At 70.6% G+C, this 16,200-nt stretch carries 10 protein-coding genes and 1 pseudogene; 8 read left to right on the top strand and 3 right to left on the bottom strand.

What is annotated here, in order from left to right; genetic code table 11:
• Positions 1-33: 33 nt before the first annotated feature.
• The gene (locus P7D22_RS10875; protein WP_319934250.1) at positions 34-969 is read right to left on the bottom strand and encodes a 4-hydroxyproline epimerase; all 936 of its coding nucleotides are present in this window, start codon (positions 967-969) and stop codon (positions 34-36) included.
• 4 nt (positions 970-973) lie between these two features.
• Positions 974-1,936: a dihydrodipicolinate synthase family protein gene (locus P7D22_RS10870; RefSeq protein WP_319934249.1), complete on the bottom strand. Its 963-nt coding sequence runs from the start codon at positions 1,934-1,936 to the stop codon at positions 974-976.
• A gap of 134 nt (positions 1,937-2,070) precedes the next feature.
• On the opposite strand from P7D22_RS10870, the gene P7D22_RS10865 reads away from it, so the two are divergent.
• The 5 genes and pseudogenes from P7D22_RS10865 to P7D22_RS10840 all read left to right on the top strand — a co-directional run bounded on the left by P7D22_RS10865 (position 2,071) and on the right by P7D22_RS10840 (position 12,072).
• Positions 2,071-2,817, top strand: coding sequence for a helix-turn-helix transcriptional regulator (locus P7D22_RS10865; RefSeq protein ID WP_319934248.1), 747 nt, complete (start codon positions 2,071-2,073; stop codon positions 2,815-2,817).
• 100 nt (positions 2,818-2,917) lie between these two features.
• Positions 2,918-4,132, top strand: coding sequence for a glycosyltransferase (locus P7D22_RS10860; protein WP_319934247.1), 1,215 nt, complete (start codon positions 2,918-2,920; stop codon positions 4,130-4,132).
• Positions 4,133-4,342: 210 nt separating this feature from the next.
• Positions 4,343-6,613, top strand: a complete 2,271-nt coding sequence (gene glf / locus P7D22_RS10855) for a UDP-galactopyranose mutase (RefSeq protein WP_319934253.1) — start codon at positions 4,343-4,345, stop codon at positions 6,611-6,613.
• 68 nt (positions 6,614-6,681) lie between these two features.
• A pseudogene (locus P7D22_RS23465) lies at positions 6,682-9,820 on the top strand (glycosyltransferase).
• Positions 9,820-12,072 carry a glycosyltransferase family 4 protein gene (locus P7D22_RS10840; RefSeq protein WP_319934244.1) on the top strand — a complete coding sequence of 751 codons (2,253 nt, stop codon included), beginning with the start codon at positions 9,820-9,822 and terminating at the stop codon, positions 12,070-12,072. The pseudogene P7D22_RS23465 and the gene P7D22_RS10840 overlap by 1 nt, the downstream one beginning before the upstream one ends.
• A gap of 130 nt (positions 12,073-12,202) precedes the next feature.
• On the opposite strand, the gene xylB is transcribed toward P7D22_RS10840, so the two are convergent.
• Positions 12,203-13,663: a xylulokinase gene (xylB, locus tag P7D22_RS10835; protein ID WP_319934243.1), complete on the bottom strand. Its 1,461-nt coding sequence runs from the start codon at positions 13,661-13,663 to the stop codon at positions 12,203-12,205.
• Positions 13,664-13,761: 98 nt separating this feature from the next.
• On the opposite strand from xylB, the gene P7D22_RS10830 reads away from it, so the two are divergent.
• From P7D22_RS10830 to P7D22_RS10820, 3 genes are all read left to right on the top strand, one after another.
• Entirely contained in the window at positions 13,762-14,184 is a 423-nt protein-coding gene (locus P7D22_RS10830) for a secondary thiamine-phosphate synthase enzyme YjbQ (RefSeq protein ID WP_319934242.1), read from the top strand.
• 61 nt (positions 14,185-14,245) lie between these two features.
• Positions 14,246-14,521, top strand: coding sequence for a hypothetical protein (locus tag P7D22_RS10825; RefSeq protein ID WP_319934241.1), 276 nt, complete (start codon positions 14,246-14,248; stop codon positions 14,519-14,521).
• 96 nt (positions 14,522-14,617) lie between these two features.
• Positions 14,618-16,060 carry a hypothetical protein gene (locus P7D22_RS10820; RefSeq protein ID WP_319934240.1) on the top strand — a complete coding sequence of 481 codons (1,443 nt, stop codon included), beginning with the start codon at positions 14,618-14,620 and terminating at the stop codon, positions 16,058-16,060.
• The last annotated feature ends 140 nt before the right edge of the window (positions 16,061-16,200 follow it).

Raw genomic sequence — 16,200 nt, 5'->3', positions numbered from 1 at the left:
CTCGTGGGCTCGGAGATGTGTATAAGAGACAGGTCACGGAACGCCGCCGATGCCGTTCGGGAACGGGTCGGTCGGGTCGCGCAGCAGCGTCGCCTCGGCGCTGACCCAGGCCCGGCCGGTGATGGAAGGCAGCACGGTGCCGTCCGGGCCGGGCGCGTAGCGCGCCGTGAAGCGGGTGCCGATGACGCTTTCCTGCACCCAGGGGGTGTCGGGCGCGAGCCCGCCATGCGCCGCCAGGCAGGCCAGCTTGGCGCTGGTGCCGGTGCCGCAAGGCGAACGGTCGTAGGCCCCGCCGGGGCACAGCACGAAGGAGCACGAATCGGCGCCGGCCGCGCCGGGGCCGAACAACTCGATGTGGTCGATCTCACCCCCGTCGCGTCCCGTCACGCCGTGCCGCACCAGCGCCTGCTTGATGCGCTGCGCGACATCGGTGAGGCCCGGGATGTTTTTCGCCAGGATCGCGTGGGGGGTATCCTCCGTCAGGAAGAACCAGTTGCCGCCCCAGGCGACATCGCCCGTGACGGTGCCGAGCCCCTCGACCGGCACCGTCACGGCGGAGCCATGCAGGTAACTCGGCACGTTGGCGATCGTGGCGGTGTTGCGGTCGTGCAGTTCGACGCCGACGACCCCGACGGGCGTGTCGAAGCGGTGCCGGCCGGGCAGGAGCCGGCCCATATGGGCCAGCGTCACCGCGGCCCCGATGGTCCCATGGCCGCACATGCCGAGGGTGCCGGCGTTGTTGAAGAAGATCAGACCGGCGGCGCAACCCGGCTCGGCCGGCTCGCACAGGAGCGCCCCCACGATCGCCTCGAAGCCGCGCGGCTCGTTCAGCACAAAGGTGCGCACCCCGTCGTGCTCGGCCGTGAAGCGCTGGCGCCGCGCGGCCAGCGCGCCCAAGCCGAGGTCGGGGCCGCCCGAGACGACGAGCCGGGTCGGCTCGCCTTCGGTGTGGGAATCGATGACCCGCATGGGTTCAGGCGGCCCGGCCGAGCGCCGGCGCGTCTTCCCCCACCCAGGCCGCGTACCAGGCCTCGAACAGGTCGAGCTGCCCCTTGGCATATTGCGCCTGGGCGGGCGACAGCGCGTCGGTTTCGTTGAAATGCAGCCCGTATTCCGCATGGCCGCGCAAGGTCATCAGATATTTGTAGTGCAGCACCAGGTCGGTGCCCTCGTCGAAGGACGACAGGGTGCCGAGCGCCTGCTCAAGCTCGGCCGCCCGGCGGCGCGGCGCAACCTCGCCCTTGGCGGCGCGCTCGCAAAGGTCGACGAGGTGCAGCACCTCGCGCGGCAGCACGTTGCCGATGCCCGTGATGGCGCCCGTGGCGCCGCAATTGACGAAGCCGTTCACCACCTGGGTGTCGACGCCGACCATCAGGGTCAGGGCCGGGTCGCGGCCGGTGATGTGCTCGGCCGCATAGCGCAGCGACGCGGCGCCGCCGAATTCCTTGAAGCCGACGAGGTGCGGATGGCGCGACCGCACGTCGAAGAACAGGTCGGCGCGCGTTTCGAAACCGTAATAGGGGCTGTTGTAGATCACCGACGGCAGGTCGACGGCGGCCCCGAGCACGGCATCGAAATGCGCCCGCTGGGCCGCCTGCGAGGAGCCGCGCGACAGCACCCGTGGTATGATCATCAGCCCGGCCGCGCCGCAAGCCTTGGCATGGGCCGCCAGCGCCGCAGCCCGCTTGGTGTTCTGGGCCCCGGTGCCGACGATCACCGAAACGCCGGCCTCGACCAGCTTGGCGACGCCCTCCATGCGCTCGGCGTCGTCGAGCAACGGCCAGTCGCCCATCGAGCCGCAATAAACGACGCCCGACATGCCGAGCCCGACGAGCTCCACGCCCTTGCGCACCAGGGCCGCGAAGTCCGGCTTGCGCTCGGGCGTACAAGGGGTCATCAGCGCCGGGATCGTGCCGGTGAAGGGATTGGACTGCATGGGCGCCTCGCGGGTCGGCATCGGGACGGGTGGATCGGGTTCGGGGCGCAGCATCGCATCGGCGCGGCACGGCGTCTTGGCCGAAACACGAGCCGGAATTGTTCAATCGGCACGAAGTCCGGGCGGGAGGGCCGGTGGAGCCGCTTGAAGCGCTGCTGGCGCGCCTCGACCGGCCGCTGTTCGTCGAAGCGCTGTTCGACGCCGTTCCGGACACGATCTTCTTCGTCAAGGATGCCGAGGGGCGCTACGTCGCGGCCAACCAGACCCTGGCCGAGCGCACGGGCTTCGGCCACAAGCAGGCCCTGATCGGCCGCACCGCCGACCAGGTGTTCCCGGGCGCGCTCGGCCGGCGCATCGCCGAACAAGACCGCACCCTCCTGCGCGACGCCCGATCGCTGAAGGGCGAACTCGAGCTGCACCTTTACCCCGATGGGCGCGAAGGCTGGTGCCTGACCTGGAAGGAGCCGCTGTTCGACCGCGACAGCACGGTGGCCGGGCTGGTCGGCCTGTCGCGCGATCTCAGGCCCGCCAATGCGGCACCGGACGAAACCGCGGCCTTGTCGCGCGCCCTGCAGGCCGCACAGGCGCGGCCGGGCGCCGGCCTCAAGGTGAGCGACCTCGCCGGCCTGGCCGGCCTGTCGGCGTTCCAGCTCGACCAGCGGCTGCGCACCATGTTCGGGCTGTCGGCCGGGCAATGGCTGACGCGGCTGCGGATCGACGAGGCCGGCCGCCTGTTGCGCCAGGGCGAGGCGCCGATCAGCGCCATCGCGCTCAGCTGCGGCTACGCCGACCAGACCAGCTTCACGCGGCAGTTCCGCAAGCTCGTCGGCCTGTCGCCGGGCGCCTATCGCAAGCTGAGCGCCGTGCCGCCGCGGCCGTGACGCAGGGCGTCAGGCCGACACGGTCGCGATAGGGCGGTGGCTTCCGGGGTGCGGTGCTGTAAGCCTGACCTCCGCCACCATTCTTCCGGAGACGACCCCGTTGCGCCCCCCAGTCCCGCTCAGCCGCACCCGGATGATCGTCGCGATCAGCGATTTCCAGGATGGCTGGCCGCCAGCCGACACGCCGGAACCTGACGTCGACCTGCTCCGTCAGCACTGGCACGACGGTGCGCTCGGGCCGGCCCCGGGGCCCGCCGGCCGTCCGGCCGGGCCGGTCGCGGTGGAAGGCGGCTACCTCGAACGGTTGCCGCTCGCCTGCGTGGCGTCTGGCCTCGTCGACGCGGCCGAAATCTGGCACCATTGGCGCCCCGACACCCCGGCCCCCTTCGGACGCGACTCGGATGTGCTGGCGCGGCGCGCCTTCCGGCTCGGCGACGCCACCCCGCCGTTCCGCTCGAACAGCATGCTGGGCTTCGTCGAGGCCTTTGGGGCGCCGCACATCTTGTGCGCCTGGGGCCTCGGCGTCGATGCGGCGCTGCTCGACGCCTGCGCCAACAGTTTCAAGATCTACAATTCCATCGACGCCCCGGCCCTGCGGGTGCCGCCCGAGGTGAGCGGCCGCTTCGACCTCGTGCTGACGGCGGCGGCGTGGCAATCGGCCGTCGTGCGCGAGCGCCATCCCGACATGCCCTGCGCCGTGCTGCCGATCGGCCCCGACTTCGCCGACCCGGATACGTTCCGGCCGCTCGGGCGCGAGAAGCCCTACGATGTGGTCTATGTGGCGGCGGCCCAGCCCTATAAGCGGCACGACATCCTGTTCGACGCCCTCGCCCGGGCGCCGCGCCGGCTGCGGGCGTTGTGCGTCTTCGGCTATGGCCACATGGCGGACGACCTGCGCCGCGAGGCGGCCGAGCGCAACCTCGACGTCAGCTTCGTGGGCCCGCCGGGCGTCGGCTTCGCCGAGGTCAACCGCCTGATGAACCTCGCCCGGGTCGGGGTGGTGTGCGGGGTGGACGACGGCGGCCCGGCCATCCTCACCGAATATATGCTGGCCGGGCTGCCGGTGCTGGCCAATGCGCAGTTGAGCTGCGGCCTGCAATACATCCGGCCCGACACCGGCCGGGCCGCGGCAGCCGAGGACTTCGCCGCCGCCCTGGTGGCGTTGATCGACGCCGCCCCGGCCATGGACCCGCGCGCCGCCGTGCTGGCCGAATGGGCCTGGCCGCATTCGGTGGCGCGGCTCCGGGCCCTCATGGCCGAGTTTCCAAAAGCACGCTCGCTCGGTTTCGATCCCGATCGGCCGCTGCGGCCTTGAGGCTGCTCGACAACCGCCACGCCCTTGCCATAGTGGAGAACCGGGACGCGCCGCTGGGGCCGGGCCCGTTGCCGGGAGACCGTGTTGAAGGCTTTGCATTTGCCGCTGCAGGGATGCGCCGCCTTCCAGTCTCCTTCCGCCCACCCAGCCCCGCTGATCTGCTTCAGCCATCTGCGCTGGGATTTCGTGTTCCAGCGGCCGCAGCACCTGATGAGCCGCTTCGCGCGCGAACAATCGGTGTTTGTTTGGGAGGAGGCGATCGCCTGCGACCACCACCGGCCCTTCCTGGAACATCACCCCTTCCCCGAACAGAACGTGGTCGCGCTCAGGCCGCGACTGCCGCATTGGTGGGACGAGGCCGCCAAGCAGAAAGCCCTGGCGGCGCTGCTGGACGGGCTGATCGCCAGCGTGGCGGGCAGTATCAGCCCGGTGCTGTGGTTCTACACACCCGCCATGTTCGGCTTCGCCCGGCACGTCGAGGCCGCCGCGGTCATCTATGACTGCATGGATGAATTGTCGGCCTTCCGCTTCGCGCCGCCCGAACTGAAGGCGCTCGAGGCCGAGCTGATGGACCGGGCCGATGCCGTGTTCACCGGCGGCTGGAGCCTTTACGAGGCCAAGCGCGACCGGCACGACAACATCCACCCCTTCCCGTCGAGCGTCGACGGGGCGCATTTCGCCCAGGCCCGGGGCGGCGCCCTCCCCGAGCCGGACGACCAGGCCGCGATCCCGCACCCGCGGCTCGGCTTCTACGGCGTCATCGACGAGCGCATGGACCTCGGCCTGCTGGCCGCGGTCGCGGCGGCCCGGCCCGACTGGCACATCGTCATGGTGGGCCCGGTCGTGAAGCTCAATCCGGCCGAGCTGCCGCACGCCAGCAACATCCACTACCTCGGCGGCAAGACCTATGAGGCGCTGCCCGGCTACCTGGCCGGCTGGGACGTGGCCCTGCTGCCCTTCGCCATCAATGCGGCGACGCGCTTCATCAGCCCGACCAAGACGCCCGAATATCTCGCGGCCGGCCGGCCCGTCGTGTCGACGCCCGTGACCGACGTGGTACGCCATTACGGCACCCTGCCGGGCGTCAGCATCGCCGATACGGCCGAGCGCTTCGTCGCGGCCTGCGCGGCCGCCCTGGCCCTGAAGCCGGACGACTGGCGCCCGCAGGCCGACGCCGCGCTGGCGACCCAATCCTGGGACGACACCTTTGGGCGCATGCGGGCCCTCGTCGATGCGGCCGTCGAACGCGGCCGCCCCGCCCCGGAGCCGCGCCGCTCGGCCGAGGTGATGCATCCGGCCATCCGGCCGGCAGGACGCCGCAAGCCCTTCGACGTGCTGGTGGCCGGCGCCGGTTTCGCGGGCGCGGTGCTGGCCGAGCGGCTGGCCGTCGGCTCCAACGCCCGCGTGCTGGTGGTCGACCGCCGCCCCCATATCGCCGGCAACGCCTTCGACCACCACGACAAGGCCGGCATCCTGGTGCATCGCTACGGCCCGCACATCTTCCACACCAACAGCCGCGAAGTGTTCGACCACCTGTCGAACTTCACGGCCTGGCGCCCCTACGAGCACCGGGTGCTGGCCGCCGTGCGGGGCCTGCAGGTGCCAATGCCGATCAACCGCACCACGCTGAACCAGCTGTTCGGCCTCGACCTCGCCGATGATGCGGCGGCCGCGGCCTTCCTGGCCGGGCGGGCCGAGCCGGTGGCAGAGGTCCGCACCGCCGCCGACGTGGTGATCTCGGCCGTCGGGCGCGAACTCTATGAATTGTTCTTCCGCGGCTACACCCGCAAGCAATGGGGCCTCGACCCGTCCGAGCTCGACCGCTCCGTCACCCAGCGGGTGCCGACCCGCACCACGACCGACGACCGCTATTTCACCGACACCTACCAGGCCATGCCGGCGAACGGCTATACGGCCATGTTCGAGCGGATGCTCGACCATCCCAACATCGTGGTCGAGACCGGCACCGAATTCGACGACGCCGCCCGCGACGTGGTGGTCGACCACACGGTGTTCACCGGCCCGGTGGACGCCTTCTTCGACCACCGCTTCGGACCCCTGCCCTACCGCAGCCTGGAGTTCCGCCACGAAAGCCACGCCCGGCGCCGCTTCCAGCCGGTCGGGGTCGTCAACTACCCGTCCGAGGACGTGCCCTACACCCGCATCACCGAATACAAGCACCTCACCGGGCAGGTGAGCCCTTCGACCTCGATCACCTACGAGGTGCCGAGCGCCACCGGCGACCCGTATTACCCGATCCCCCGGCCCGAGAACCAGGCGCTCTACAAGCGCTACGAGGCCCTGGCGCTGGCCCGCCGCGACGTCAGCTTCGTGGGCCGGCTCGCGACCTACCGGTATTACAACATGGACCAGGTGGTCGGGCAGGCGCTGGCGACCTACCGGCGCCTCGTCGAGCGCGGGATCGTGTCCGGCGCCGCCGCCACCGCGGCCGACTCGTCGAGCGCCGCAGCCCTGGCGTGAGTCGCGCCGAACCGTTGCGGCTCTGCCTCGCCACCGACAGCCGGGAGCCCTCGGGCGTGGGCGAGCACATGCTGGCGTTGGCGCTGGCGTTGCGCGACCGCTTTGCCGTGGTGCTGGCCTGCCCGGACAGTTCCGGGGGTGCGGCCCTGCTGGCCCGGGCGGCCCGGGGCGGTGTCGGGGTCAAGCGCCTCGATGACGATCCCGAGGCGACGCGGGCGTGGCTCGCGGCCAGTGGCTTCGACATCCTGCACCTTCACGCCGGCATCGGCTGGGAAGCGCACGGGCTGGCGCGGCTGGGGCGAGAGGCCGGCGTGCCGTACCTGCTGCGCACTGAACACCTGCCCGACCTCGTCACCGACCCGGAGCAGCGCCTCGACCATGCGGCCGGGCTCGCCCTGGTGGATCGCCTCATCTGCGTATCGGAGGCCGCCGCCGCGAGCTTCCGCGCCCGGCTCGACGACCCCGGCAAGCTCACAGTAGTGCCTAACGGCCATCCGACGCGGCCGGCGGGGCGGGAACGCGCCGCCGTGCGCCAGGATTTCGGCATCGATGATGCACGGCCCGTGTTGCTCAACGTGGCGCGCTTCACGCCCCAGAAGGACCATGCCACGCTGATCGCCGCGCTGCCGGCGTTGCTGCGCCGCCATCCGGACGCAGAACTCTGGCTCGCCGGCACGGGGCCGCTCGAAGCTGCGACCCGGCAGGCCGTCGTGGCGGCGGGTCTCGACGACGCCGTGCGGTTCCTCGGCCACCGCTCCGACGTGCCTGACCTGCTGGCGGCCGCCGACCTTTTCGTGCTGCCGTCGCGCTTCGAAGGCCTGCCGCTGGCGGTGCTGGAAGCCATGGCGGCCGGCCGGGCCGTGGTGGCGACGGCGGTCGGCGGCACCGACGAGGCCGTCGCCGATGGCCACACCGGTCGACTGGTGCCGCCGGGCGACCCCGCGGCGCTGGCCAACGCCATCGCGGCGACGCTCGCGCCCGGGTGTGCGCAACGCTTTGGCGACGCTGGACGGGTGCGCTATGCCGAGGCATTCACGGCGGCCCGCATGGCGGACGACACCGCAACGCTTTACCGCGGCCTCGATCCGGGGCCGCCCAGGAGAACACGCATGGCGCGGACGCGTTTGGGCTTCATCGGGGCGGGAGGCATCGCCCATCGCCACATGGGGGTGTTGCAAGGGTTCGAGGACGTTGAATTCGCCGCCTTCGCGGACCCGGCGGAAGAGCGCGCCCGCGAAGCGGCCGAGCGCTTCGGCGCCCGCGCTTATGCGGATTTCAACACCATGCTGGCCAAGGAAGAGCTCGACGCGCTCTACATCTGCGTGCCGCCCTTCGCCCATGGTGCCCCGGAACGGGCGGCTCTGGCCAAAAAGCTCCCCTTCTTCGTCGAGAAGCCGGTGGCGCTCGATCTCGCCCTCGCCGAGGAGATCGCCGCCGCCGTGGCCGCGGCCGGCCTCGTGACGGGCGTCGGCTATCATTGGCGCTACCTCGACACGCTCGACGAGGCACGGGCCGTGCTGGCCGACAATCCGGCCCAGTTCCTGTCGGGCTATTGGCTCGATTCGACCCCGCCGCCGCAATGGTGGTGGAAGAATGCCCAGTCGGGCGGCCAGATGAACGAGCAGACCACCCACATCATCGATCTCGCCCGCTACCTCGTGGGCGACGTCGTCCAGGTGTTCGGCCTGCATGGTCACAAGGCACGCCCAGACTTCCCCGGCCTCGACGTGCCGACGGTGTCCACCGCCAGCCTCAAGTTCGCGTCCGGCGCGGTGGCCAACATCGGGTCCACCTGCCTGCTCGGCTGGAATCACCGGGTCGGCCTGCACGTCTTCGCCGACCGCCTCGCCATGGAGGTGACCGACCACAACTTCATGCTCGACGTCGGCCATGGCCGACCGTATCGCGGCACCGACGGCGACCCCGTGTGGCGCGAAGACCGCGACTTCATCGACGCCGTGCGGGGCGGCGAGAACCGCATCCGCTGCCCCTACGGCGAAGCCCTCGCAACGCTGCGCGTCACCGACGCCATCCGCCGCTCAGCCGAGACCGGACAGGCAGTGACGCTCGCCCCCGAACCCAGCCCCACCGTGAAAGAAGCCGCTCATGTCTGACCACCGCCGCATCCGCTCCCTTGGGGTCGAGCGCCCGGGCGAGGCTTATTTCTTCGAATACGAGGAAGGCCCCCCCGGCGACGGCCAGGTGCGGCTCGAAACCCTCTATACGGGCTTCTCGGCCGGTACGGAGCTGACCTTCTTCAAGGGCTCGAACCCCTACCTGCATTCGCGCTGGGACGGCGAGCGCGGGGTCTTCATCCCCGGCGAGGCGAGCGCCCATTATCCCGTGCCGTTCATGGGCTACATGGAAGTGGCGCGGGTGGTCGAGTCGCGCACCCCGGCCTTCCACAACGGCCAGGTGGTGGCCACCACCTATGCCCATAAGTCCGGCCATATCGCCAACCCGTTCCAAGACCTCCTGGTGCCGCTGCCCGACGGCATGGACCCGATCCTCGGCATCTACGTGGCCCAGATGGGCCCGATCGCGGCCAACGGCATCCTGCACGCCGATGCCGAGATCTTCGGCGCCAACGTGCCGGCGCTCGGCGTCGGCGTCGCGGGCCGTCCGGTTCTGGTGATCGGCGGCGGCGTGGTGGGGCTGCTCACCGCCCTCTTCGCCCAGCAGGTCGGGGCGTCCGAGGTGGTGATCGCCGATCCGTCCGCGTTCCGCCGCGAGCGGGCCGAGGCGCTCGGCCTCGAGGCCGTCACGGTGGAGCAGGCCCAAGCCATCGCCAAAGACCGCTGGCACCATGGCGGCGGCGACCGGGGCGCCGACTTCGTGTTCCAGACGCGCGCCGAGCCCGCGAGCCTGCAGGCCGCGCTGCGGTCGCTCAGGCCGCAAGGCACCGTCATCGACCTCGCCTTCTACCAGGGTGGGGCGGATGCGGTGCGGCTCGGCGAAGAGTTCCACCACAACGGCCTGTCGATCCGCTGCGCCCAGATCAACCGGGTGCCACGCGGCCTCGGCTTCACCTGGGACCGGCGTCGGCTGGCCGGCGAGACCGTGGCGCTGCTCGAGGAGGTCGGCGACGAGATCCGCGAGCACGTCATCACCCATGTGGTGCCAATGGACCAGGGTCCGGCCTTCCTGAAGACCCTCGCCGAAACGCGGCCGGAATTCCTTCAGGTCGTGTTCAAGGGCGCCAACTGATGGCCGGGGACCCGGACGCCCCCGGGCCCGTCCGGGTCCTGTGGGTTTTCGCCTGGCTCGTGGTCGGCGGCGAGGAAACGGAGGTCCGCCTCCTCGCCAAGGCGCTCGACCCGGCCAGGATCAAGATCGACGTCGTGGCCTGCTTCCGGCGCGACAACATGCCGGAGCAGACCCACCAGCAGCTCGAGGCGATCGGCGTTTCGGTCGACCGCCATCCTTATGGCCTGTCGTTCGATGACACCGTCAACTATCTGGCCGGCAAGATCCCGGCCTATGACATCGTGGTGTCGTCGCAGAACGTCGCCGACATTTATCCGGCGCTGGAGCGGCTGCACCACCGCCCGCCCTTGATCGAGCATGGCGGCCTCGTCAGCGAGGCACTCGACGGGCCGAAGCATTTCACCACCCGCTATGTCGGTGTCTGCGATTCCATCCGCGATGCCGCGGCCGGCCGCATGGACCGCGCCCGGCACGCGCTGGCGATCCCCTCCATGGTCGACCTGACCGAATTCTCGCCCGCCGACCGCCCGGCGGCCCGCGCGGCCTTCGGTGCGAAGGCCGACGCGCCGGTGATCGGCTGGGTGGGGCGCCTCGACCGCAAAAAGCGCGTCGAGGACTTCATCCGGGCCGCCGCCCGCGTGGCGGTTGTGCGGCCGCAGGCGCGCTTCGTCGTGATCGGCGGACCGGACGCCTTTATGCCGGATTACGCCGAGGCGCTGAAGCGGCTCGCTGCGGATCTCGGCCTCACCGAGGCCATGGTGTTCCTCGGCGACCGCCCGGACGTGCCGAAGCTGCTCGCCGGCCTCGATGTCTTTGTCTGGCTGTCCAGGAACGAGGGCATGCCGCATGTCATCGCGGAAGCCGGCGCCGCCGGCCTGCCGGTGATCGCCACGCCCGACAACGGCGCCCTCGAGCAGATCGTCGACGGCACCTCCGGGCTCTTCGTGCCGCACGAGGACCCGACCGCCGTGGCGGCGGCCATGCTGCGCCTCGTCGACGACCCCGTGTTGCGCCGTCGTCTTGGCGGCGCCTTGCGGGCCAAGGTCGAGCGTGACTACGCCGTCGCGGCCGTGGTGCCGCAATGGCAGGCGCTGTTCGAGGCCGTGCTGGCCGAGCGCCCGCCGGCGCCGCCGCCGACCTTGTTCCGCTCCTTCTTCCAGGGCGGCTTCGAGTCCTCGACGCACAGGCGTGGCAGCGATGGCAAGCGCCTCGACCTGATCGCGGCCGTCGTCCATGACCGGCACGCCGCCGCCGACTACCGGCAGCTCGCCACCCACGGCATCCGCACCGTGCGGGACGGGCTACGCTGGCACCTGATCGAGACGGCGCCCGGCCGCTACGACTGGTCGAGCGCCCTGCCGATGCTGCGGGCCGCGCGCGACACCGGCACGCAGGTGATCTGGGACCTGATGCATTACGGCTGGCCCGACGACATCGACATCTGGCGCCCCGCCTTTGTCGACCGCTTCACCCGCTTCGCGGCCGCGGCCGCGCGCCTCGTGCTGGAGGAAAGCGATGGCGTGCCGTTCTTCGGCCCCGTCAACGAAATCTCGTTCTTCAGCTGGGGCGGCGGCGACGTCGCCTATCTGAACCCCTTTGCGCGCGGGCGCGGGCATGAGCTGAAGGTGCAACTCGCCCGCACCGCCATCGCGGCCATGGATGCCATCTGGGCCGTTGAACCGCGCGCCCGCTTCGTCCACGCCGACCCGGTCATCAACGTCATCACCCACCCGGACCGGCCGCACGAGCATGGCCACGCCGAAGGGCACCGGCAGGCCCAGTACCAGGGCTGGGACATGATCGCCGGCCTGAGCTGGCCGCAGCTCGGCGGATCGCCGAAGCACCTCGATATCGTCGGCGTGAACTATTATTTCAACAACCAGTGGATCCACGGCTCGGGCCCGATCGACGTCGGCCACGGTCTTTACCGCCCGTTCCGCACCCTGCTCAGCGAAACCTATGCCCGCTATGGCCGGCCGATCTACGTGGCCGAAACCGGCATCGAGGCCGAGCGCCGGGGGCCCTGGCTGGCCGCGGTGGCCTCGGAGGTGCGCGGCGCCCGGGCCATGGGCGTGCCGGTCGAGGGAATCTGCCTATATCCCGTGGTCAACCACCCCGGCTGGGACGATGACCGCCCCTGCCCGAACGGGCTGCTCGGGTCCGAGGTGACGCCCAGCGGGCGCTTGGCCGACAAGCCCCTGGCGGACGAGCTGGCACGGCAGAACAAGCTGATGGCGCTCGAACCACGCTGAAGCCCACCACACGCGCCTCATTCCGGGGCGCCGCAGGCGAACCCGGAACCGGGGTGCTCCGGCCTGCATCGCAAAGGCATCCCGGTTCCGGATCTCCGCTGCGCTGCGTCCGGAATGACGGCGATGCCGTTCAGCCCGCCGCAGCCGCCTTGGCCAGCGGGTACAGGCGGCGGTAGCGCTCATAGGCGTCCGCATAGGCTGGCACCAGGGCCCGGTCGGGCTCGACCGTCGCCTTCAGGACGGGCGGCGGCATGAACCGCACGGGATCGCCGCCGAGCGCCGCCGCCATGCCGAGGCGGGCGGCGCCGAGCGCCGCGCCCACATCGGCGTCGGCCCCGAGGTCGAGCGGCCGGTCGAGGATCGAGGCCATGATCTTGAGCCATAAGGCCGAGTTCGAGCCACCGCCGACCGCCACCGCACGCGTCACGGCCGTACCGGCTTCCTCCAGTACCCGCAAACAATCGCGAAACGCGAAGCCGACGCCTTCCATCACCGCCTGGGTCAGCGCGGCGCGTTCGGTGGATTGGCTGAGGCCGACGAACACGCCGCGCGCCGCGGCATCGTTCCAGGGCGTGCGCTCGCCAGACAGATAGGGCAGGAACATCACATCGGACGGCGCCGCCACGCTCGGGCCGAGGGCGCCGGCCAGTGCCGGCGCCGGCTCGCCGACGACGCGGCTGAGCCAGTTGAGGCTGTCGGTGGCCGACAGGATGACGCCCATCTGGTGCCAGGTGTCGGGCAGTGCGTGGCAGAAGGCATGCACGGCGCCATCGGTGTTGGGCGAAAAGCGGGCGTTCGACACGAACAACACGCCCGAGGTGCCGAGCGACAGGAAGGCCGAGCCGGGCACGACCGCGCCGATGCCGCAGGCCGAGGCGGCGTTGTCGCCCGCCCCGCCGGCCACCACGGGTGCCGCCGTCATGCCCCAGCGGGCCGCGAGCGCCGGCAGCAGGCGCCCCGTGGCCTCCGTACCCTCGGCCAAACGCGGCATGTGCGACCGGTCGAGCCCGGTGGCGGCCAGGAGCGCATCCGACCAGTCGCGCTTGGCGACGTCGAGCCAATAGGTGCCGGCCGCGTCCGACATGTCCGACACATAGTCGCCGATCAACCGCAGCCGCAGAAAGTCCTTCGGCAGCAGCACCTTGGCGACCTGCCGGAAGATGTCGGGCTCGTGCCGCCGCACCCAGGCGAGCTTCGGGGCCGTGAAGCCCGGCATGGCGATATTGCCGGTGATGGATCGCGCTTCGGGCGTGCCGGCCTCGATGTCGAGGCATTCATCGGCCGAGCGGCCGTCGTTCCACAGGATCGCGGGGCGCAGCACCCGGTCGGTCGCATCGAGCAGCGTGGCGCCATGCATGTGGCCCGACAGGCCGATGCCCTTGACGGCCGCCAGCGCCTCCGGATGCCGCGCCTTCAGGGCGTCGAGCGTCTTCACGGTGGCGTCCCACCAATGCTCGGGGTCTTGTTCGGACCAGCCGGGACGCGGCCGCGACACCGCGACGGGCTCGCTCGCGCTGCCGAGCGTCACGCCGGCCTCATCCACCAGGATGGTCTTGACCGAGGTGGTCCCGAGATCGATGCCGACGAACATGGCGCTTCCTCCCTGTCGGCCACTCTGCGGCGCGGCCGTTCTGGAACCGGCCCGCGTCGGGGCCCGTTCCGGCTCCATCAATCGCCCGGAGTCCCCCCATGCCGCAAGCCCTGACGCGCCTGACCCATGCGACCCATGGCCAGGGCTTCTACGACCTGACGCGGCCCGTCGCCCAATGGGTGGCCGAGCAGGCGCCCGCGGTCGGGCTGCTGACCGTGTTCTGCCGCCACACCTCGGCCTCGCTGGTCATCCAGGAGAACGCCGATCCCACGGTGCGGCAGGATCTGACGACCTTCCTCGACACCCTTGCGCCCGAAGACGACCGCTACGTCCACGCCGACGAAGGGCCGGACGACATGCCGGCCCATATCCGAACCATGGTGACGGCCACCAGCCTGACGATCCCGGTCGAGCGGGGCCGCCTGCTGCTCGGCACTTGGCAGGGCCTGTATTTGGCCGAACACCGACGCCGCCCGCACCGACGCGAAATCGTGCTGCATCTTCTCGCCGATTGCGCTTGACAGATCTCGCAACCGCTCGCATGTTCCTGTTATGTTCTTGCCGTAATGGGGAGCAGGACCCTTGGCTCAGAAAACCCTCTTCTTCGTCCAACCCTATCTCATGCGGAAGCAGAAGCTGCAGGCCGAGGGGGCGCGCACCTTCATCAACGACGGTGAGGCGCTGCGGGTCGGGGCCGACATGGCACGGCGCCGGGCCGGCGTGGTCGTAATGGCGCAGTCCTACGACACCGATCGGCAGATATTGTGCCGCCCCGAGGTGCTGCGCATTCACGGCCATGTGCCGGACGAGTGGATGCGCAACCGCCAGGGCGATCTGCTGGACCGCCAGGCCGCCTGATCCGGGTTGGCGCGGGCCTCGGACGCGAGACCCCCTGGCGCTTTCGCGGATGGGACCGCATAAGGGGGCGTGCCCACCGGACCGGAGCCCGCCCGCATGTCATCGAGAACGGCCGCATGGACCCTGGCTGCCTTGCTGGCGACCACGGGCGGCGCCTTCGCGGCGGCCGCGACCCCCGACGAGGCCGCGACGATCCGAACGGCGCTGGAGCGCTACCTCGGCCAGGGGCCGGTAGCGGTGGCGCCGGCCGGCGAGGCCTATCGGATCGACATCGACCTCAAGGCGGCTTTGAAGGGCCTGGAACGCTTCGGCGTCAGCCTTGATCCCGTCACGACCAGCATGACCGCGACCCCGCAGGGCAATGGAACCTGGCGCGTGACCGGGGGTGCCCCGCCGTTGCTCACCGTCAAGGCGGGCGGCCGCACCACCAGCATCGTGGCCAACGGTTATGCGTTCGACGACATCTTCGACCCCCGCATCCCGTTCCTCACTAAGTCGACGAGCCACTACGACAGCCTCAGCCTGGGAACCGTCACCGGGGACGGCACCGGACCGGCGAGCGTACAAACGCGGCAGCTCACCAAGGGAGAGCAATCCGCGACAGCCACCGTCGTGGGCGACGGCATCGTTGACATCGCCGGCACTCAGACCAACGCCGCCTATGCGCAGGATATCGCAATCGATGCGGCGGCGGGCGGGCGTCACATCGCCTTCAAGGGCGGCGCTTCGACCGATGGCCTCACGGTCAAGGCCCTGTCGGCGCGCGCCCTCATGGACCTGTGGGCCTTCCTGGTGGCCCACCCGACACCCGATGCCCTGAAGGCGGCATCGGCCGACTTGAAGTCCAAGCTCCGGCAGGCGCTGCCGGTCTTCGCCGACCTGACGCAGGACGGCACGCTGGCAAACCTTGCGGTGGAGTCGCCCATCGGTCCCATCGCGGCGCACAGCCTGACCACGCATGTGGCCTTGGCGGGGCTGACGCAAGCCGGGTCGGCGACGCTGGGCCTCAAAGCTGAGGGCCTCGCGCTGCCCACCGCGAGCCTGCCGGCATGGACCGCGGTGCTGATTCCCACGACGCTCGATCTCCAGGACACCGTGTCGGGCTTCAGGCTCGACCAGGCGGCCCGCACCGCCATCGACCTGATGGAGCCCGGCGCGCCGCAACTCTTGTCGCCCGAGAACCTCGACAAGGTCCGGACCGCGCTCGGCAGCCGCGACACGCTGGTGGTGACGCTCGGCGAAAACCATATCGTGACCCCGACGCTCGACGCCCATGTGAGCGGCTCCGTCCGGCTGGCCGGCCCGGTGCCGAGCCTCGCCGTCACCCTGCGGGCCAGCGGCCTTGACGCCGCCATCGCGGCCGTACGGGCCAAAGGCGCGAAGGATTCAACCGCCATCCAGGCCATCACCATGCTGACGCTGGTGAAAGGCTACGGGAAGGCGGAAACCGACGGGACGATGAGCTGGGCCATGATGGGCGATGGCACCGGCGCCGTAACGGTCAATGGCGTGCCGCTGCCGATCGGCATCCCCAAGTGATCCGGTTTAACTGACCCGGAACGTGATCCGTGCTTGATAAGCACCTGCGCCGCCTGCCTTGACGGCACGGCATGCAATTTTAGTTTCATAGGCCTGCCGATCCTGATGCGGCACTTGAACGATTGGAAGGGTTAGGCGAT

Origin of the sequence: Lichenihabitans sp. Uapishka_5 (genome assembly GCF_033947565.1) — a bacterium.
In the GTDB taxonomy this organism is placed as follows: domain Bacteria; phylum Pseudomonadota; class Alphaproteobacteria; order Rhizobiales; family Beijerinckiaceae; genus Lichenihabitans.
Note: the sequence above shows the minus strand (reverse complement) of the source record. Positions and strands in the feature narration are given on the sequence as shown.